17 protein-coding genes are annotated in these 14,919 nt (G+C 61.6%); 2 read left to right on the plus strand and 15 right to left on the minus strand.

What is annotated here, in order from left to right; all coding sequences use genetic code 11:
• Nucleotides 1–3 precede the first annotated feature (3 nt).
• From nuoI to FIU90_RS10590, 14 genes are all read right to left on the minus strand, one after another.
• The gene (nuoI, locus tag FIU90_RS10525) at nt 4–489 is read right to left on the minus strand and encodes an NADH-quinone oxidoreductase subunit NuoI (protein WP_152434711.1); all 486 of its coding nucleotides are present in this window, start codon (nt 487–489) and stop codon (nt 4–6) included.
• On the minus strand, nt 486–1,532 hold the full coding sequence (gene nuoH / locus FIU90_RS10530; protein WP_152434712.1) for an NADH-quinone oxidoreductase subunit NuoH: 1,047 nt from the start codon (nt 1,530–1,532) through the stop codon (nt 486–488). Before nuoH ends, nuoI begins: the two co-directional genes overlap by 4 nt.
• Nucleotides 1,532–1,738 carry a hypothetical protein gene (locus FIU90_RS10535; RefSeq protein WP_152434713.1) on the minus strand — a complete coding sequence of 69 codons (207 nt, stop codon included), beginning with the start codon at nt 1,736–1,738 and terminating at the stop codon, nt 1,532–1,534. The genes nuoH and FIU90_RS10535 overlap by 1 nt, the downstream gene beginning before the upstream one ends.
• Nucleotides 1,735–3,750, minus strand: a complete 2,016-nt coding sequence (gene nuoG / locus FIU90_RS10540) for an NADH-quinone oxidoreductase subunit NuoG (RefSeq protein WP_152434714.1) — start codon at nt 3,748–3,750, stop codon at nt 1,735–1,737. The genes FIU90_RS10535 and nuoG overlap by 4 nt, the downstream gene beginning before the upstream one ends.
• Nucleotides 3,743–4,375, minus strand: a complete 633-nt coding sequence (locus FIU90_RS10545; RefSeq protein ID WP_152434715.1) for a hypothetical protein — start codon at nt 4,373–4,375, stop codon at nt 3,743–3,745. The genes nuoG and FIU90_RS10545 overlap by 8 nt, the downstream gene beginning before the upstream one ends.
• Nucleotides 4,372–5,100, minus strand: a complete 729-nt coding sequence (locus tag FIU90_RS10550) for a hypothetical protein (protein ID WP_152434716.1) — start codon at nt 5,098–5,100, stop codon at nt 4,372–4,374. Before FIU90_RS10550 ends, FIU90_RS10545 begins: the two co-directional genes overlap by 4 nt.
• A complete protein-coding gene (gene nuoF, locus FIU90_RS10555) occupies nt 5,097–6,389 on the minus strand; it encodes an NADH-quinone oxidoreductase subunit NuoF (protein WP_152434717.1) in 1,293 nt (430 codons plus the stop codon). The genes FIU90_RS10550 and nuoF overlap by 4 nt, the downstream gene beginning before the upstream one ends.
• On the minus strand, nt 6,376–6,585 hold the full coding sequence (locus tag FIU90_RS10560; protein WP_234029489.1) for a hypothetical protein: 210 nt from the start codon (nt 6,583–6,585) through the stop codon (nt 6,376–6,378). The genes nuoF and FIU90_RS10560 overlap by 14 nt, the downstream gene beginning before the upstream one ends.
• The gene (nuoE, locus tag FIU90_RS10565; protein ID WP_152434718.1) at nt 6,579–7,247 is read right to left on the minus strand and encodes an NADH-quinone oxidoreductase subunit NuoE; all 669 of its coding nucleotides are present in this window, start codon (nt 7,245–7,247) and stop codon (nt 6,579–6,581) included. Before nuoE ends, FIU90_RS10560 begins: the two co-directional genes overlap by 7 nt.
• A gap of 106 nt (nt 7,248–7,353) precedes the next feature.
• Complete coding sequence (locus FIU90_RS10570; RefSeq protein WP_152434719.1) at nt 7,354–8,565, minus strand: NADH-quinone oxidoreductase subunit D; 1,212 nt, start codon at nt 8,563–8,565, stop codon at nt 7,354–7,356.
• Nucleotides 8,562–9,335, minus strand: coding sequence for an NADH-quinone oxidoreductase subunit C (locus FIU90_RS10575; RefSeq protein ID WP_152434720.1), 774 nt, complete (start codon nt 9,333–9,335; stop codon nt 8,562–8,564). Before FIU90_RS10575 ends, FIU90_RS10570 begins: the two co-directional genes overlap by 4 nt.
• A 1-nt stretch (nt 9,336) precedes the next feature.
• Nucleotides 9,337–9,942: an NADH-quinone oxidoreductase subunit B family protein gene (locus tag FIU90_RS10580; RefSeq protein WP_370515059.1), complete on the minus strand. Its 606-nt coding sequence runs from the start codon at nt 9,940–9,942 to the stop codon at nt 9,337–9,339.
• A complete protein-coding gene (locus FIU90_RS10585) occupies nt 9,939–10,313 on the minus strand; it encodes an NADH-quinone oxidoreductase subunit A (RefSeq protein ID WP_152435804.1) in 375 nt (124 codons plus the stop codon). The genes FIU90_RS10580 and FIU90_RS10585 overlap by 4 nt, the downstream gene beginning before the upstream one ends.
• 163 nt (nt 10,314–10,476) lie before the next feature.
• Nucleotides 10,477–11,907 (minus strand): coniferyl aldehyde dehydrogenase, encoded by a 1,431-nt coding sequence (locus FIU90_RS10590; protein ID WP_152434721.1) that lies wholly within the window; start codon nt 11,905–11,907, stop codon nt 10,477–10,479.
• 151 nt (nt 11,908–12,058) lie between these two features.
• On the opposite strand from FIU90_RS10590, the gene FIU90_RS10595 reads away from it, so the two are divergent.
• Nucleotides 12,059–13,255, plus strand: a complete 1,197-nt coding sequence (locus tag FIU90_RS10595) for an acetyl-CoA C-acyltransferase (protein ID WP_152435805.1) — start codon at nt 12,059–12,061, stop codon at nt 13,253–13,255.
• Nucleotides 13,256–13,276: 21 nt separating this feature from the next.
• Here FIU90_RS10595 and FIU90_RS10600 read toward each other — a convergent pair whose 3' ends face one another.
• Complete coding sequence (locus tag FIU90_RS10600; protein WP_152434722.1) at nt 13,277–13,762, minus strand: SH3 domain-containing protein; 486 nt, start codon at nt 13,760–13,762, stop codon at nt 13,277–13,279.
• Between the two features lie 128 nt (nt 13,763–13,890).
• Between FIU90_RS10600 and FIU90_RS10605 the strand changes: the two genes are divergently transcribed.
• The gene (locus FIU90_RS10605) at nt 13,891–14,907 is read left to right on the plus strand and encodes a D-glycerate dehydrogenase (RefSeq protein ID WP_152434723.1); all 1,017 of its coding nucleotides are present in this window, start codon (nt 13,891–13,893) and stop codon (nt 14,905–14,907) included.
• Nucleotides 14,908–14,919 lie beyond the last annotated feature (12 nt).

The raw sequence follows: 14,919 nt of genomic DNA on the forward strand, positions 1-14,919 counted from the left end.
CCCTTAACGATAGGGCGCATCGGCTTCAAGATTGGCCGCGATGGCCCGTTCCCATTTGTCACCATTCGCAAGCAGCTTGGCCTTGTCATAGAGCAGCTCCTCGCGCGTTTCGGTGGAGTATTCGAAGTTCGGTCCCTCGACGATTGCGTCCACCGGGCAGGCTTCCTGGCAGAAGCCGCAATAGATGCATTTCGTCATGTCGATATCGTAACGCGTGGTCCGGCGGCTGCCGTCCGCGCGCGGTTCGCTCTCGATCGTGATCGCCTGCGCGGGGCAGACCGCCTCGCACAGCTTGCACGCGATGCAGCGTTCTTCGCCATTGGGATACCGGCGCAGCGCATGCTCACCGCGGAAACGCGGGGAGAGCGGCGACTTCTCGAACGGATAGTTGATCGTCACCTTGGGCTTGAAGAAGTACTTCAAGGTCTTTGCGTGCGCCTTGAGGAATTCCCACAGGGTGAAGGATTTGATGAATTGAGCGGCGGTCATGAGAAATGCCCCGTGGCCATCAGGTAGCCGGAGATTGCAGCAACAAAGATCAGGCTCATCGGAAGGAATACCTTCCACCCGAGCCGCATCAGCTGGTCGTAGCGATAGCGCGGCACGGTCGCCCAGATCCAGCTGAACATGAAGAAGAACACGAAGGTCTTGAGCAGGAACCACACGATCCCCGGGACCCAGTAGAGTGGCGCCCACTCGACCGGGGGCAGCCATCCGCCGAAGAACAGCAGCGTACACAGCGAGCACATCAGCAGGATGTTCGCATACTCGCCCAGCCAGAACAGCGCGAAGGCCATGCTCGAATATTCGGTCTGGTAGCCGGCGACGAGTTCGGATTCCGCCTCGGTCAGGTCGAACGGCGCGCGCGCGGTTTCGGCCAGCGCCGAGATGAAGAACACCACGAACATCGGGAACAGGAAAAGGTTGAAGAAGAATCCATTCACGATGCCGAAGCCGTGGCCGCGCTGGGCCTCGACGATGCCGCTCATGTTGAACGTCCCCGCCCACAGCACGACGCACACGAGGATGAAGCCGATCGAAACCTCGTAGGAGATCATTTGCGCAGCGGCGCGCATGGCGGAGAAGAATGGGTATTTGGAGTTCGACGCCCACCCGCTCATCACGACGCCGTAGACGCCCAGCGAGCTGATCGCGAGAATGTAGAGCAGGCCGACATTGATGTCCGCCAGCACCATGCCCGCATCGAAGGGAATAACCGCCCAAGCCGCGAGCGCGACAGTGAAAGTGATAATCGGCGCGAGCAGGAAGATGCCCTTGTTCGCGGCGCTCGGGATGATGGTTTCCTGCAGGAAGACCTTGAGCCCGTCGGCAAAAGACTGGAGCAGCCCGAACGGGCCGACCACGTTGGGACCGCGACGCAGCATGATCGCGCCCAGCACCTTACGGTCGACATAGATCACCATCGCGACCGCAAACATGACGAGAAGCGAGATCGTGATAATCCCGACCAGCGTCGAAGCGGTCCAGGCCCACTCGTATGAGAGGCCGAGGTTCTGGAAGAATTCGGTCATCAGTCTCCGTCTCCTCCGCCAGCTTCGCCGCCGAAGTAATCATCTAGATCGTATGAGCCGTGTTCGCCGCCGTACGGCTTGTCCTTCAAAGCGTTATGCTCAGGGTCAGGATTGCGCGTAGCGGAACGCTTCGCCGCGAAAGTGACGGCCAAAACGAGCGCGACACCGAAGATCGCAGCGCCAACCATGGTGACGAGGACACTCACTCCGCCGCCTCCTTAACTTCGTCTGCGTGAAGCAGTTCGGCCGAGCATTGCTGCATCACCGCGCTCGCACGGGCGATCGGGTTGGTGAGATAGAAATCGGCGATTGGATAGGCGCTGATCGCACCTTCCGCTTTCGCGCCGCTGTCAGCCTTGGGCAGCGCGCCGTAATCCGCCAGGCCCTCTTCGCCCAGAGCGGGCACTTCGGCGATCATATTGCCCTGAAGCTCGGCGAAGCTATCGAAGCCGACAGTGACGCCTAGCGCATCGGCCATCGCGCGCAGGATCGTCCAGTCCTCGCGAGCGTCACCCGGCGCGAACACGGCCTTCTCGGCGAATTGCACGCGGCCTTCTGTGTTGACGTAGGTGCCGTCCTTTTCGGCATAGCTCGCCGCGGGCAGGATGATATCGGCGGCATGTGCGCCGACATCGCCGTGGTGGCCGACATAGACCTTGAGGCTGTCGGCGAATGGCTCGTAATCCATCTCGTCCGCGCCGAGGCTGAGAAGAACCTTCGGCTTCGCCGCCGCGAGATCCGCCATGCCGCCTTCCTGCGCAAATCCGAGCATCAACGAGCCCATGCGCGCCGCGCTCATGTGCAGCACGTTGAAGCCGTTCCAGCCATCCTTCACGAGTCCGAACTTGTCGACCAGCTTGAGCGCCGGAGCCAGCGCACCCTGCGCCAGCGCCGCACCGCCCAGGATCACCGCCGGACGCTCAGCGTTCTTCATCGCGTCGCCAAGCGCCTTCGGGACGCGGTTCAGAACCTTCAGGTCTTCTCCGAGGAATTCAGCCGGATAAGTCGTATCCCATTCGGGCCCGACGACGAACACCTCCGCGCCCGCCTTCACCGCCTTGCGCAGGCGAACATTCACCAGCGGCGCTTCCCAACGCACATGGCTGCCGACGATAAGGATGCAATCGGCGGTCTCGATCCCCGCGAGCGTGGAGTTGAAATTGACCGCGGCCAGGTTCGACACGTCATAGGTCATGCCGGTCTGGCGGCTTTCCATCAGGTCGCTGCCGCAAGCCTTGAGCAGTGTCTTGGCGGCGAACATCGTCTCGCAATCGAGGAGGTCGCCCGCGACGGCAGCGATGCTTGCCTTGTCGCCTTCAAGTTGCCCCGCGACCGCATCGAAGGCCTCGGTCCAGCTTGCGGGCTGCAGCTTGCCGCCCTTGCGCATCCAGACCCGGTCGAGACGGCGTTTCGTCAGGCCGTCAACCTGATAGCGGCCCTTGTCCGATAGCCATTCCTCGTTGACGTCGTCATTGATGCGCGGGAGCGCGCGCATGACTTCGCGTCCCTTGGAATGGAGCGAGATATTCGCGCCCACCGCATCGGAAACATCGATGCTGAGCGTGCGCTTCAATTCCCACGGGCGCGCCTCGAACGCATAGGGCCGCGACGTCAGAGCGCCGACCGGGCACAGGTCGATCACATTGGCCGAAAGCTCGTGCTTCGCCGCCTGCTCGAGATAGGTCGTGATCTGCATGTCCTCGCCGCGATAGAGCGCGCCGATCTCGTCAACGCCCGCGATCTCTTCGGAAAAGCGCACGCAGCGTGTGCAGTGGATGCAGCGGGTCATGATCGTCTTGATCAGCGGGCCCATATATTTCTCTTCGACCGCGCGCTTGTTCTCGTGGAAACGCGAGGCACCGCGGCCATAGGCGACCGCCTGATCCTGCAGGTCGCACTCCCCGCCCTGATCGCAAATCGGGCAATCGAGCGGGTGGTTGATGAGCAGGAACTCCATCACCCCCTCGCGCGCCTTCTTCACCATCTCGGTATCGGTGCGGATTTCCTGGTTATCGGCGGCGGGCAGCGCACACGAGGCCTGCGGCTTGGGCGGCCCCGGCTTCACCTCGACGAGGCACATGCGGCAATTTCCTGCGATAGACAGGCGTTCGTGATAGCAGAAACGCGGGATTTCCTTGCCCGCAAGCTCGCAAGCCTGCAGCACGGTCGCGCCCGCCGGGACTTCGATTTCCTCGCCGTCTACAGTTACCTTAGGCATCGTCGGTTTCTTCCTGTGCAGCGAGCAGCCGGTAAGAGGCCGTCGCAAGCATTGAGCGCATCGCCAGCGGCGAAGCCTCGATGGACGTGCCGCGCTGGGTGCAGATGGTGGTCACGGGCTGGATTTCGGCAAGCGCCGCCTGTTCTTCCGGTGTCTCGATTTCGGTCGCGAACAGCTTTGCGACGAGGTGCGGCGCGCCGCGAACGGTGCACATCGCGACCTGATCGGTGTAGCTGAAGGTAATCGGGTCCTTGCCGATTGCCGCCATCGAAAGGCGACCAAGCAGCGGCTCCTCGTGATCTTCGATGATCCGCTCGGCAAGCCCGCCCGCAAATGGCAGACCCGTGAGGCGAATCTTGCGATAGTCACGCGGCATGGCCTCGAAACATTCCTTGCTGACGCGCGTCTGGGCGAGCTTGTTGAGATCGCTCTTGTAGTCGTCATCGCGGTAATCGAGCAGAAGGACCTTTTCGACCTCACTGCGGCGCTCCTCGGCAATGCAATGGGTCCATGCCGCAACAGCCGCGCGCTGTTTTGCGATGTCCCTTTCCATACGCTTGGGCTGCGCATGTGCCGTACCTGCTAGCAGGCCTACAGTGACAAGAGCAGCGACGAGACGGATCATTCGCCCTCTCCTTCGGTCGAATTCGCCTGTGGACCGTAATGAGCTCGCGACCATAATCCGTCGGCAACCACCGCACGCATCTGCGCCAGTGTGAGTTGTTGTTCGCCTGCATCGTCAGCGCATCGATCGAATACCGGCAGCAGGGCATTGGCCGCATCCGATTCCTTGCGCGTCGTCGGGTTGGCTTTGAGCAATGCGTGCGCCTTGTCTGGCGCGGTATGCACAACGCAATCGGCAAGGTCCGCGGGCGCTTTCGCCATCCGGTAAGGTTCGCCACCGGCATAAAATCGGTTCTCAAGGATCACCGGCGCGCTTTCGGGAATGGTAATTCCCTTCTTGTTTTCATAGAGATACATCTCTTCAGCGAGAAGATTGCGCAGCGTCTTGTTGTCGAAGCGGATTCCCATCCGGCGCGCGGACGGTGGCATGGCCCGGCCGATGCAGCGCGGAAGGTCGAATTCCGCCATGAATTCCTGGTAATCGTGCTCGATACCACTTGCGTCGACGGTAACCGGATCGCTGTTGAGCAGGAGTTCGCGCGCATTTTCCTTTGCATTCATCGCAGCACAGCGCACGATACGCTTCTGCAACACACGCATATCGGTCTGGTCGATCGGATCGGCGTATAGCATGAACCGGGTCCCGGTCTGCAAATCGCCATCTTGTGCAGCCGCGACAGTTGCCGTCAGAGCGATCGCCGCAGTGATCAGAGCGCCCCGGATCATTCTGCCGCCTCCGCAAACTTCGCATTGTGTTCGTGGATGCGCTGCTCAAGCTCGGGCCGGAAGTGACGGATGAGGCCCTGGATAGGCCACGCTGCCGCGTCGCCGAGTGCGCAGATCGTGTGGCCTTCGACCTGCTTGGTGACCTCGTACAGCATGTCGATTTCCTCGATTGCCGCATCGCCGGTGCGCAGGCGCTCCATCACGCGCCACATCCAGCCCGTGCCTTCGCGGCAAGGCGTGCACTGGCCGCAGCTTTCATGCTTGTAGAAGTAGCTGATCCGGCTGATTGCGCGCACGATGTCGGTCGACTTGTCCATGACGATAACCGCCGCCGTGCCCAAGCCGGAGCCGAGGTCCTTGAGCCCGTCGAAGTCCATCGGCGCATCCATGATCTGCTGCGCCGGGACCAGCGGAACCGAGGAGCCGCCGGGAATCACCGCGAGCAGGTTGTCCCACCCGCCGCGAATGCCGCCGCAATGCTTCTCGATCAGCTCGCGGAAGGGAATGCTCATCGCTTCCTCGACGACGCAGGGCTGTTCGACATGGCCGCTGATCTGGAAGAGCTTGGTTCCGTGGTTGTTCTCGCGCCCGAAGCTCGCAAACCACGATGCGCCGCGGCGCAGGATCGTGGGGACGACCGCGATGCTTTCGACGTTGTTGACGGTGGTCGGGCAGCCATAAAGGCCCGCACCCGCCGGGAATGGCGGTTTGAGGCGCGGTTGGCCTTTCTTGCCCTCGAGGCTTTCGATCATCGCGGTTTCTTCGCCGCAGATATAAGCGCCCGCACCGCGATGCATGAATACGTCGAAATCGTAGCCCGAGCCGCTCGCGTTCTTGCCGATAAGGCCTGCGTCATACGCCTCGTCGATCGCCTTCTGCAGCGTCTCGGCTTCGCGGATATATTCTCCGCGAATGTAGATGTAGGCTGCTCGTGCGCGCATGGCGAAACCGGCGACGAGCGCGCCTTCGATCAGCTTGTGCGGATCGTGACGGATGATCTCGCGGTCCTTGCACGAACCGGGTTCGGATTCGTCGGCGTTGATAACAAGGAAGCTCGGGCGACCATCGGCCGAACTCTTAGGCATGAACGACCACTTGAGGCCGGTGGGGAAGCCAGCCCCGCCCCGCCCGCGCAGGCCCGACGCCTTGATCTCCTCGATGATCGCGTCCTCGCCGCGTTCGATCAGCGCCTTGGTGTTGTCCCAATCGCCGCGCTGCTGCGCTGCCTTCAGCCCCCAGTCCTGAAAGCCGTAGACATTGGTGAAGATGCGATCCTTATCGGCCAGCATCGTCGATATCCTTCTGTTCCAATTGGCCTTTTCGGGCCGCCTTGAGTTGCCTGAGACAGAGCACCTGGAAGATCAGACCCATCGCCATAAGCGCGATGCCGGTCGTTCGATTGCCCGTCGCGGACAGGTAGACGCCTGCGAAAAAGCAGAACAGGCCGGCAAAGGCCAAAGCGATGATGCCGCCATTCACTACCATTCACCCCGGTAATCGTGGTTGGCCTCGACCATTTCCTTGAGCGTGGTCGGGCCGTCCTTGGGTTCGGAAGTGTGGCGGCCGGGCTCCTGCGTGCCCGCCTTGGGCTGCTCGCCCTTGGCCAGCGCGTCGAGCACGGCGTCGAGCCGCTCGACCGTTAGGTCCTCGTAGTTGTCGTCATTGATCTGGACCATCGGCGCGGTCGCGCAATTGCCCATGCATTCGACTTCGGTGAGGGTCCAAAGGCCATCCTCGGAGACCTCGCCCTTCTTCATCCCGCGCGCCTTGCAGGCGGCGATGATGTCGTCCGAGCCACGCAGCATGCACGGCGTCGTGCCGCAGACCTGCACGTGGTATTTCCCGACCGGCTTAAGGTTATACATGAAGTAGAAGGTCGCGACCTCGAGCACACGGATTACCGGCATGTCGAGATAGTCCGCGACATATTCGATCACCGGCAGCGGCAGCCAGCCTTGCGTATCGGTTTCCTCGCCGACCTGGCGCTGGGCAAGGTCGAGCAGCGGCATCACCGCCGAACGCTGACGACCTTCGGGATACTTGGCTATGTGCCAATCCGCTTTCGCCTTGTTCTCAGGCGTGAATTCGAACGAACCCCAGCGCTCGCGCAATTCGGGCGTATCGGGTGCGGGTGTACGGTCAGCCATTAGCTCGATCCCAACCAATTTCCGGCATTGAATGCGACGTAATTGACAACAAGTGCGGCGACAATAATGACCGCCAGCCACGCAGCATATTTCAGGACCTTCGAGCTCACCGGTCGCACTCCCCAAACACCACGTCGATTGCGCCGAGGATCGCGGTCGCGTCGGGCAGCATGTGGCCCTTGCTCATCATGTCCATCGCCTGGAGGTGGCTGAACGCGGTGGGGCGGATCTTGCAGCGATACGGCTTATTGCTGCCGTCGCTGACGAGGTAGACGCCGAATTCGCCCTTGGGGCTTTCGGTTGCGACGTAAACTTCGCCTTCGGGCACGTGGAAGCCCTCGGTGTAGAGCTTGAAGTGGTGGATCAGGCTTTCCATCGACTGCTTCATCTCGGCCCGCTTGGGCGGGACGATCTTGGTGTTTTCAGCCGCTACCGGGCCGCCGGGCATCTGCGCGAGGCACTGCTTGATGATCTTCGCGCTTTCGCGAACCTCTTTCACCCGCACCATGAAGCGGTCGTAGCAGTCGCTGTTCGTGCCGACCGGGATTTCGAACTCCATCCGGTCATAGACATCGTAGGGCTGCGATTTACGCAGATCCCACGGGATGCCGGCTGCGCGGATCATCGGGCCGCTAAAGCCCCAGGCGACCGCATCCTCGCGGCTCACCACCGCGATATCGACATTGCGCTGTTTAAAGATCCGGTTGTCCATGACGAGGCTCATCGCGTCGTCGAACAGCTGGAAGAAGCGGTTGTCGAGCCAGTCGCCGATATCGACGAGGAGCTTTTCCGGCACGTCCTGATGCACGCCGCCCGGACGGAACCAGGCCGAATGCATCCGCGCGCCCGAAGCCCGCTCGAAGAAGTTCATGCAGTCTTCGCGCAGGTCCATGATCCACAGGTTCGGCGTGAACGCGCCCACATCGAGGATATGCGCGCCCATATTGAGCATGTGGTTTGAAATGCGCGTCAACTCGGCGAACAGCACGCGCAGATATTGCGCGCGCTCGGGCACTTCGAGATTGAGCAGTTTCTCGATCGCGAGCACGTATGAGTGCTCCATGCACAGCGGCGAGCAGTAATCGAGCCGGTCGAAATACGGCAGCGCCTGCAGGTATGTCTTGTGCTCGATCAGCTTTTCGGTGCCGCGGTGGAGCAGGCCGACATGCGGGTCGATCCGCTCGATCACTTCTCCGTCGAGTTCCATGATCATGCGCAGCACGCCGTGCGCCGCCGGGTGCTGCGGGCCGAAATTGATCGTGTAATTGGTGATGACGTTGCCGTCGGTGGTCGGCGACTCTTCAATATGCATGCTCATGCGTCGCCCTCCTTGTCCTCGGTTTCGATTTCGACTTCGACCATGTCGGGCGGAACGGCATCAGTGCCTTCTTCCGCCAGTTCCTCGGCCTTCTCGCCAGCGCCCGTGTCGGCGGGCTTTTCGGTGACCTTGGGCTTGTCGACATCAGGCGCGCCATCGGCCTTCTCATCGCCCGGCAGAACGTAACCAGCCCCTTCCCACGGGGACAGAAAATCGAATGATCGCATGTCCTGCGCCAGTTCCACAGGCTCGTAAACGACGCGCTTCTCCTCTTCCGAGTAACGCAGCTCGGTGTAGCCGGTCATCGGGAAGTCCTTGCGGAACGGGTGCCCTTCGAAGCCGTAATCGGTGAGGATGCGGCGCAAGTCCTTGTTGCCCGCGAAGGTCACGCCGTAGAGATCGAACACCTCGCGCTCGAGCCAGCCAGCATTGGGCCACAGCGTCGTCACGGTCGGGACCGGCGTGTTCTCGTCGGTCGAGCATTTTACCATGATACGGTGGTTCTTGGTGAGCGAGAGCAGCATGTACACGCACTCGAAACGCTCATCGCGCGCGGGATAATCGGCGCCAGCGATTTCCATCAGCTGCTGGTACTCGTGTTCGTCGCGCAGGATCTTGAGCACGTCGGCAATCGCCTCGCGCTTGACGGTGAGGATGATCTCTCCGTGCTGCTGCTCGGCATCGAGAAGCCACACGCTGATGCTTTCCGACAGGGTGTCAATCACGCCGTCATTTGAGGCGAATTTCGGGGCGGAGTGGTGGACTGCCATTTTAACGCTCAATCGTCCCTGCGCGGCGGATCTTCCGCTGCAACTGCATCACGCCGTAAAGCAGCGCTTCAGCAGTCGGAGGGCAGCCGGGCACGTAGATGTCGACCGGCACGATCCGGTCGCAGCCACGCACGACGGAATAGCTGTAATGGTAGTAGCCGCCGCCATTGGCGCACGAACCCATGCTGATCACGTATTTCGGGTCCGACATCTGGTCATAGACCTTGCGCAGCGCCGGAGCCATTTTGTTGCAGAGCGTACCCGCGACGATCATCAGGTCCGACTGGCGCGGGGACGCACGCGGGGCTGCGCCGAAGCGCTCCATGTCATAGCGCGGCATGTTTACATGGATCATCTCGACCGCGCAGCAGGCAAGACCGAAAGTCATCCACCACAGCGAGCCGGTGCGCGCCCACTGGAAAACGTCCTCGGTCGAAGTGACGAGAAAGCCCTTGTCGTTCACCTCGGTCTGGAGCGCGTTGAAATAATCCGAGTCGGGCTGCTTCACCTCGCCGCCCTTGGCGGTCGGCATGGTCGCAGCCGCTTCCGCAGCCGTCAGCGGCGCGGTCGGCGGAGTGATGATCGTGGAGTTATTCGAGGTGCTCATTCCCAGTCCAGAGCTCCCTTCTTCCATTCGTATGCGAGGCCAACGGCGAGGATAAACAGGAAGGTCATCATGCCGATCCATCCGACCCATTGCGTCTCACCCAGGCTCACCGCCCAGGGAAACAGGAATGCTGCCTCTAGGTCGAAGATGATGAAGCTGATGGCGACGAGGTAGAATCGCACATCGAACTGGCTGCGCGCATCCTCGAAAGCGGGGAAACCACACTCGTATTCGGAAAGCTTTTCCGCGTCCGGATTGTGCGCGCCGGTGAGGCGCGAGACGCCCATCGGCAGGAACACGAAAAGGACCGACAGCCCGAAGGCGATGAAGATGAAAATCAGTATCGGCAGATACTGGCTGAGATCGAGCACGGCGCTACCCAAAGTTGATGTATCCCGGGGACATAATCCCTTGCGCGTGCCTCTAGGCGTGTCGCCTTCCCCACGCAAGGGCGCGACTCGGGTAAATCGGCGTATTCCTGTTGCAGAAAATCGAACCCCACCCCGCCAATACGGGTTGAGGCCTATTCCACCCCTATTTCATCATCGCGGACGCAGCCTTGCGGGTCGCCTTGCCATAGGGGGGCTTGAACCCACCGAGCTTCGCGACATCGATCTTGGGCTGGTGGTAGACGGCGCGGGCGTGGCTGAATTCGCGGAAGCCTTCGATGGCGTGATAGCTGCCGATTCCCGACGGGCCAACGCCGCCGAACGGCAGATCCTCCATCGAGACGTGGAAAATCACATCGTTCGTGGTCACGCCGCCCGAAATGGTGCGGGTCAGAACACGCTCCTGCTCGGCCTTGTCGTCGCCGAAGTAATAGAGGCCGAGGGGACGGTCGTGCTCGTTCACGTAATCCACCGCCTGGTCGACCGCCTTGTAGGTCATGACCGGCAGGACGGGCCCGAAGATTTCCTCCTGCATCACTTTCATCTCGTCGTTGACGTTCTTGATGATGTTGAGCGGCATCTTGCGCTGGTTTGCATTCGAGAAATCCTCGCCGCCCGGATTGACCTCTATCACTTCCGCGCCTTTCTCGCGCGCATCCTCGACTAGGCCGTTCAACCGCTCGAAGTGGTTGTCCGAAACAATCGAGGCGTAATCGTCATTGTGGAGCAGCGTAGGATACATGTTGGCGACACCGTTTGAGACGCCTGCGACGGCTTCGTCCTGCTTGTCCTCGGGCACGAACATGTAGTCGGGCGAGAGGCAGATCTGGCCTGCATTCATCATCTTGCCGAGAGCAATGCGCTCACCCGCCTTCGCATAGTCCGCACTGCGGCCCATGATGACCGGCGACTTGCCGCCGAGCTCGAGCGTTACGGGAACGAGGTTGTCGGCCGCCGCCTGCATCACCTTGCGGCCCGTCGGAGTCGAGCCGGTGAAGACGAGATGGTCGAAGGGCAGCGAGGAAAACGCCGCCGCAACTTCCGGTCCGCCCGTGATGACCGCGACCTCGTCCGGCGTGAAATATTCTTCGACCAGTTCGGCCATTAGCAGGCTGGTGCGCTCGGTGAACTCGCTCGGCTTGATCATCGCGCGGTTGCCCGCGGCAAGGATCTGCATGAGCGGCGAGAAGGCTAGGTTCACCGGGAAATTCCATGGGCTTAGAATGCCGATCACACCCTTTGGCTCGTAGCGGACTTCGGCTTTCGCACCCAGCAAGCCGAGAGGAAACTGGACCGGGCGCTTTTCGGTCTTGGCCCACTTGTCCATGTTTTTGAGCGCATGCTTCCCAGCGCCAACCGTGCCGGCAATGTCGGTAAGCATGGATTGCTCGATCGAGCGGTTGCCGAAGTCGGCGCTCATCGCCTTGCACAGATTTTCCGCATGATCCTTAAGCAGTGTCATCGCGCGCTTGATACGGTCTTTGCGCATCGCCATCGATTCTGGACGCGACGCGGTGAACGCCTCGCGTTGGCGCTTGAGGATGGCTTCTTGTTCTTGGCGGCGGTCGTCGGCCATGGTCTCTCTCCCGAAGGCGTTTGGGTTTCGTTTTGCCATTGTTTCGCGGAAAGCCGGGCTATTGGCAAGCAAAGGGTAATCCGATTGCCATTGCCGCAGCGCAGCATTACATCGACCCCGACAGTTTCCTCCCCATTTACGGAGCCCGATGATGACCCAGTTTTCCGCCAGCGACCCGATCGTGATCCTCTCCTACGCTCGCACCCCGATGGGCGGGATGCAGGGCGCGCTGGCTGACGTTTCTGCGACCGATCTCGGCGCAACGGCGGTCAAGGCGGCGGTCGAGCGTTCGGGCCTTTCGGGCGAGGATTTCGACCGCGCTTACATGGGCTGCGTGCTCCCCGCTGGCCTCGGCCAGGCCCCTGCCCGACAGGCGGCTCTCAAAGCAGGTCTTCCGAAGTCGGTCGAGGCCACGACGGTCAACAAGGTCTGCGGCAGCGGCATGCAAACCGTGATCATGGGTGCAGAGGCGCTCGCCAGCGGCACGGTCGATACGGTGATCGCGGGCGGTATGGAAAGCATGACGAACGCGCCATACCTTCTGAAAAAGCACCGCTCGGGCGCGCGCATCGGCCACGATACAGCTTATGACCACATGTTCCTCGACGGTCTTGAAGATGCCTATGAAGAAGGCCGCGCGATGGGCACTTTCGCGCAGGATACCGCCAACGAATACCAGCTGACCCGCGAAGAGCAGGACGAATACTCGATTGAGTCGCTCCGCCGCGCGAATGCAGCCATCGAAAGCGGCGCGTTTGCCGACGAGGTCGCCCCGGTAACTTTCGCGACGCGCAAGGGCGAAGTGACGGTTGAGGTCGACGAGCAGCCGGGACGTGGCCGTCCCGACAAGATCCCCACCCTGCGCGCCGCATTTGCCAAGGACGGCACGATCACTGCCGCCACCTCTAGCTCTATTTCGGACGGTGCGGCCGCCGTCGTCCTGACCCGCGAAAGCGTGGCGAAGGAAAAGGGCGCGCAGCCCGTTGCAAAGATCGTCGCCATGGCCGCCCATGCGCGCGAGCCGAAGGACTTCACCGTTGCTCCCGTTGGCGCGATCGAGAAGGTGCTCAAGAATGCCGGCTGGAGCGTCGACGATGTTGACCTTTGGGAAGTCAACGAAGCCTTCGCCTGCGTCGCCATGTTCGCGATGCGGGACATCGGCATTCCGCACGACAAGATCAACGTCAACGGCGGCGCGACTGCACTCGGCCACCCCATCGGCGCAAGCGGTACGCGCATCATCGTGACGCTGCTCAATGCCCTGAAAAAGCAAGGCAAGACCCGCGGCGTCGCAAGCCTGTGCATCGGCGGCGGCGAGGCAACCGCAGTGGCTGTCGAACTGGTCTGATTGGTTGCGGTGCCGGGCGGGCTAAGGCTCGCCCGCGCCCCACAGCCGCTCCTGCGGTGCCCAGCCTATGCGCCCGGCAACGTCTATCTCGCACCAGTTCGCCTCACAGCGCAGAAGCTTGCCGACCACGCCCGGTTCGGCCCGCCATCGGAGCGCAGATGCCGGGTTGGCAGCGGCGCGCATGTCCACCAATCCTTCGCCTACTACGAGCGCACCGCGATCAGGAACAAGCTGGCTCCGCGCGATCCATCCTCGATCACCTTCGGGGTCCTCCACGAAACGCCACGACTCGCGCACGCGCACGACTTTCACCGGCAGTCCTTTGCGTTTGTATACCCATTCAATCGGGTATTCCTGGCTAGGGCCTACGCGCATGCGCACTTCGTCATAGCGGAGCGAGGCCCAGTACGGCGTTTCACGGTCCTGTGCACTCGCGCCATCGGTCGCGATAACGAGGCCAAGGAAAACAGTAAGGGCGAGAACGGCGAAAAGACGGAATGCGGTCATTACTCGACTGATAGCGCTGCACGGGCACGCGCTTCAAGCCGGGATGATGCTGATTTTTCTTGTGCATGGAGAAAGCGCGTCGAACGGTGTCTTGACCGCCCTGCCCTGATCGCCCAATCCCTCCAGCCATGGCCGCACCTCACACTCCGCCGAATTTTCCATCGGGCAAGCCGAAAGTCGTCGTCACCCGCCACCTGATTCCTAGCGTCGAGGCGCGGATGAGCGAGCTTTACGAAACGCTTCTCAACACCGAGGACAAGCCAATGAGCCGCGAGGAATTGGTCGCGGCGATGCAGGATTGCGACGTGTTGGTGCCGACCGTGACCGACACGATCGACGCGGAAATGATCGCAGCAGCGAGCGAGCGCCTGAAACTGATCGCGAATTTCGGTGCGGGGACCGAGCACATCGACCTTGAGGCCGCAGCAAAGCGCCAGATCATGGTCACCAACACGCCGGGCGTTTTCACCGACGACACCGCCGATATCGCGATGGCAGGGATTATCGGCGTACCTCGCCGGATCCGAGAAGGCACCGCGCTGGTTCGGCGGGGGGAATGGACCGGTTGGGCGCCTTCGGGCCTCCTGGGAAGGAAGCTCGGTGGCAAGGTGCTGGGAATTGTCGGCATGGGCCGGATCGGTCAGGCGGTTGCGCACCGCGCTCGCGCCTTCGGGCTCGAGGTCGCCTATTATAACCGCAAACGCGTACCCGAAGCGCTCGAACGCATGCTCGGTGCGCGCCACGTGCCCGACCTCGATGAACTGGTGGCCGAGGCCGATATCCTCACCCTGCATTGCCCGCTGACTGAGGAAACGCGCGGGTTGATGGACGAACGGCGGATCGGACTGATGAAAGAGGGTTCCAGCCTCATCAACACCGCACGCGGCGAACTGATCGACCAGGATGCGCTGATCGCAGCGCTCTATTCAGGCAAACTCGCTGGTGCAGGGCTCGACGTTTATCCGGACGAACCCAATGTCGACGAGAGGCTGTTGAAGCACCCCAACGTCATGACCCTCCCTCATATCGGCAGCGCCACCGCGGAAGGCCGAGAGGCTTCGGGCGAGAAGGTGATCGCAAACATCCGTTTCTGGGCCGACGGCCACCGCCCGCCCGACCAGGTGCTGACCGCGCTGATTGACTGAGGAGTAGGGACC

The organism is Erythrobacter sp. THAF29, from assembly GCF_009363635.1.
Lineage (GTDB): Bacteria > Pseudomonadota > Alphaproteobacteria > Sphingomonadales > Sphingomonadaceae > Erythrobacter.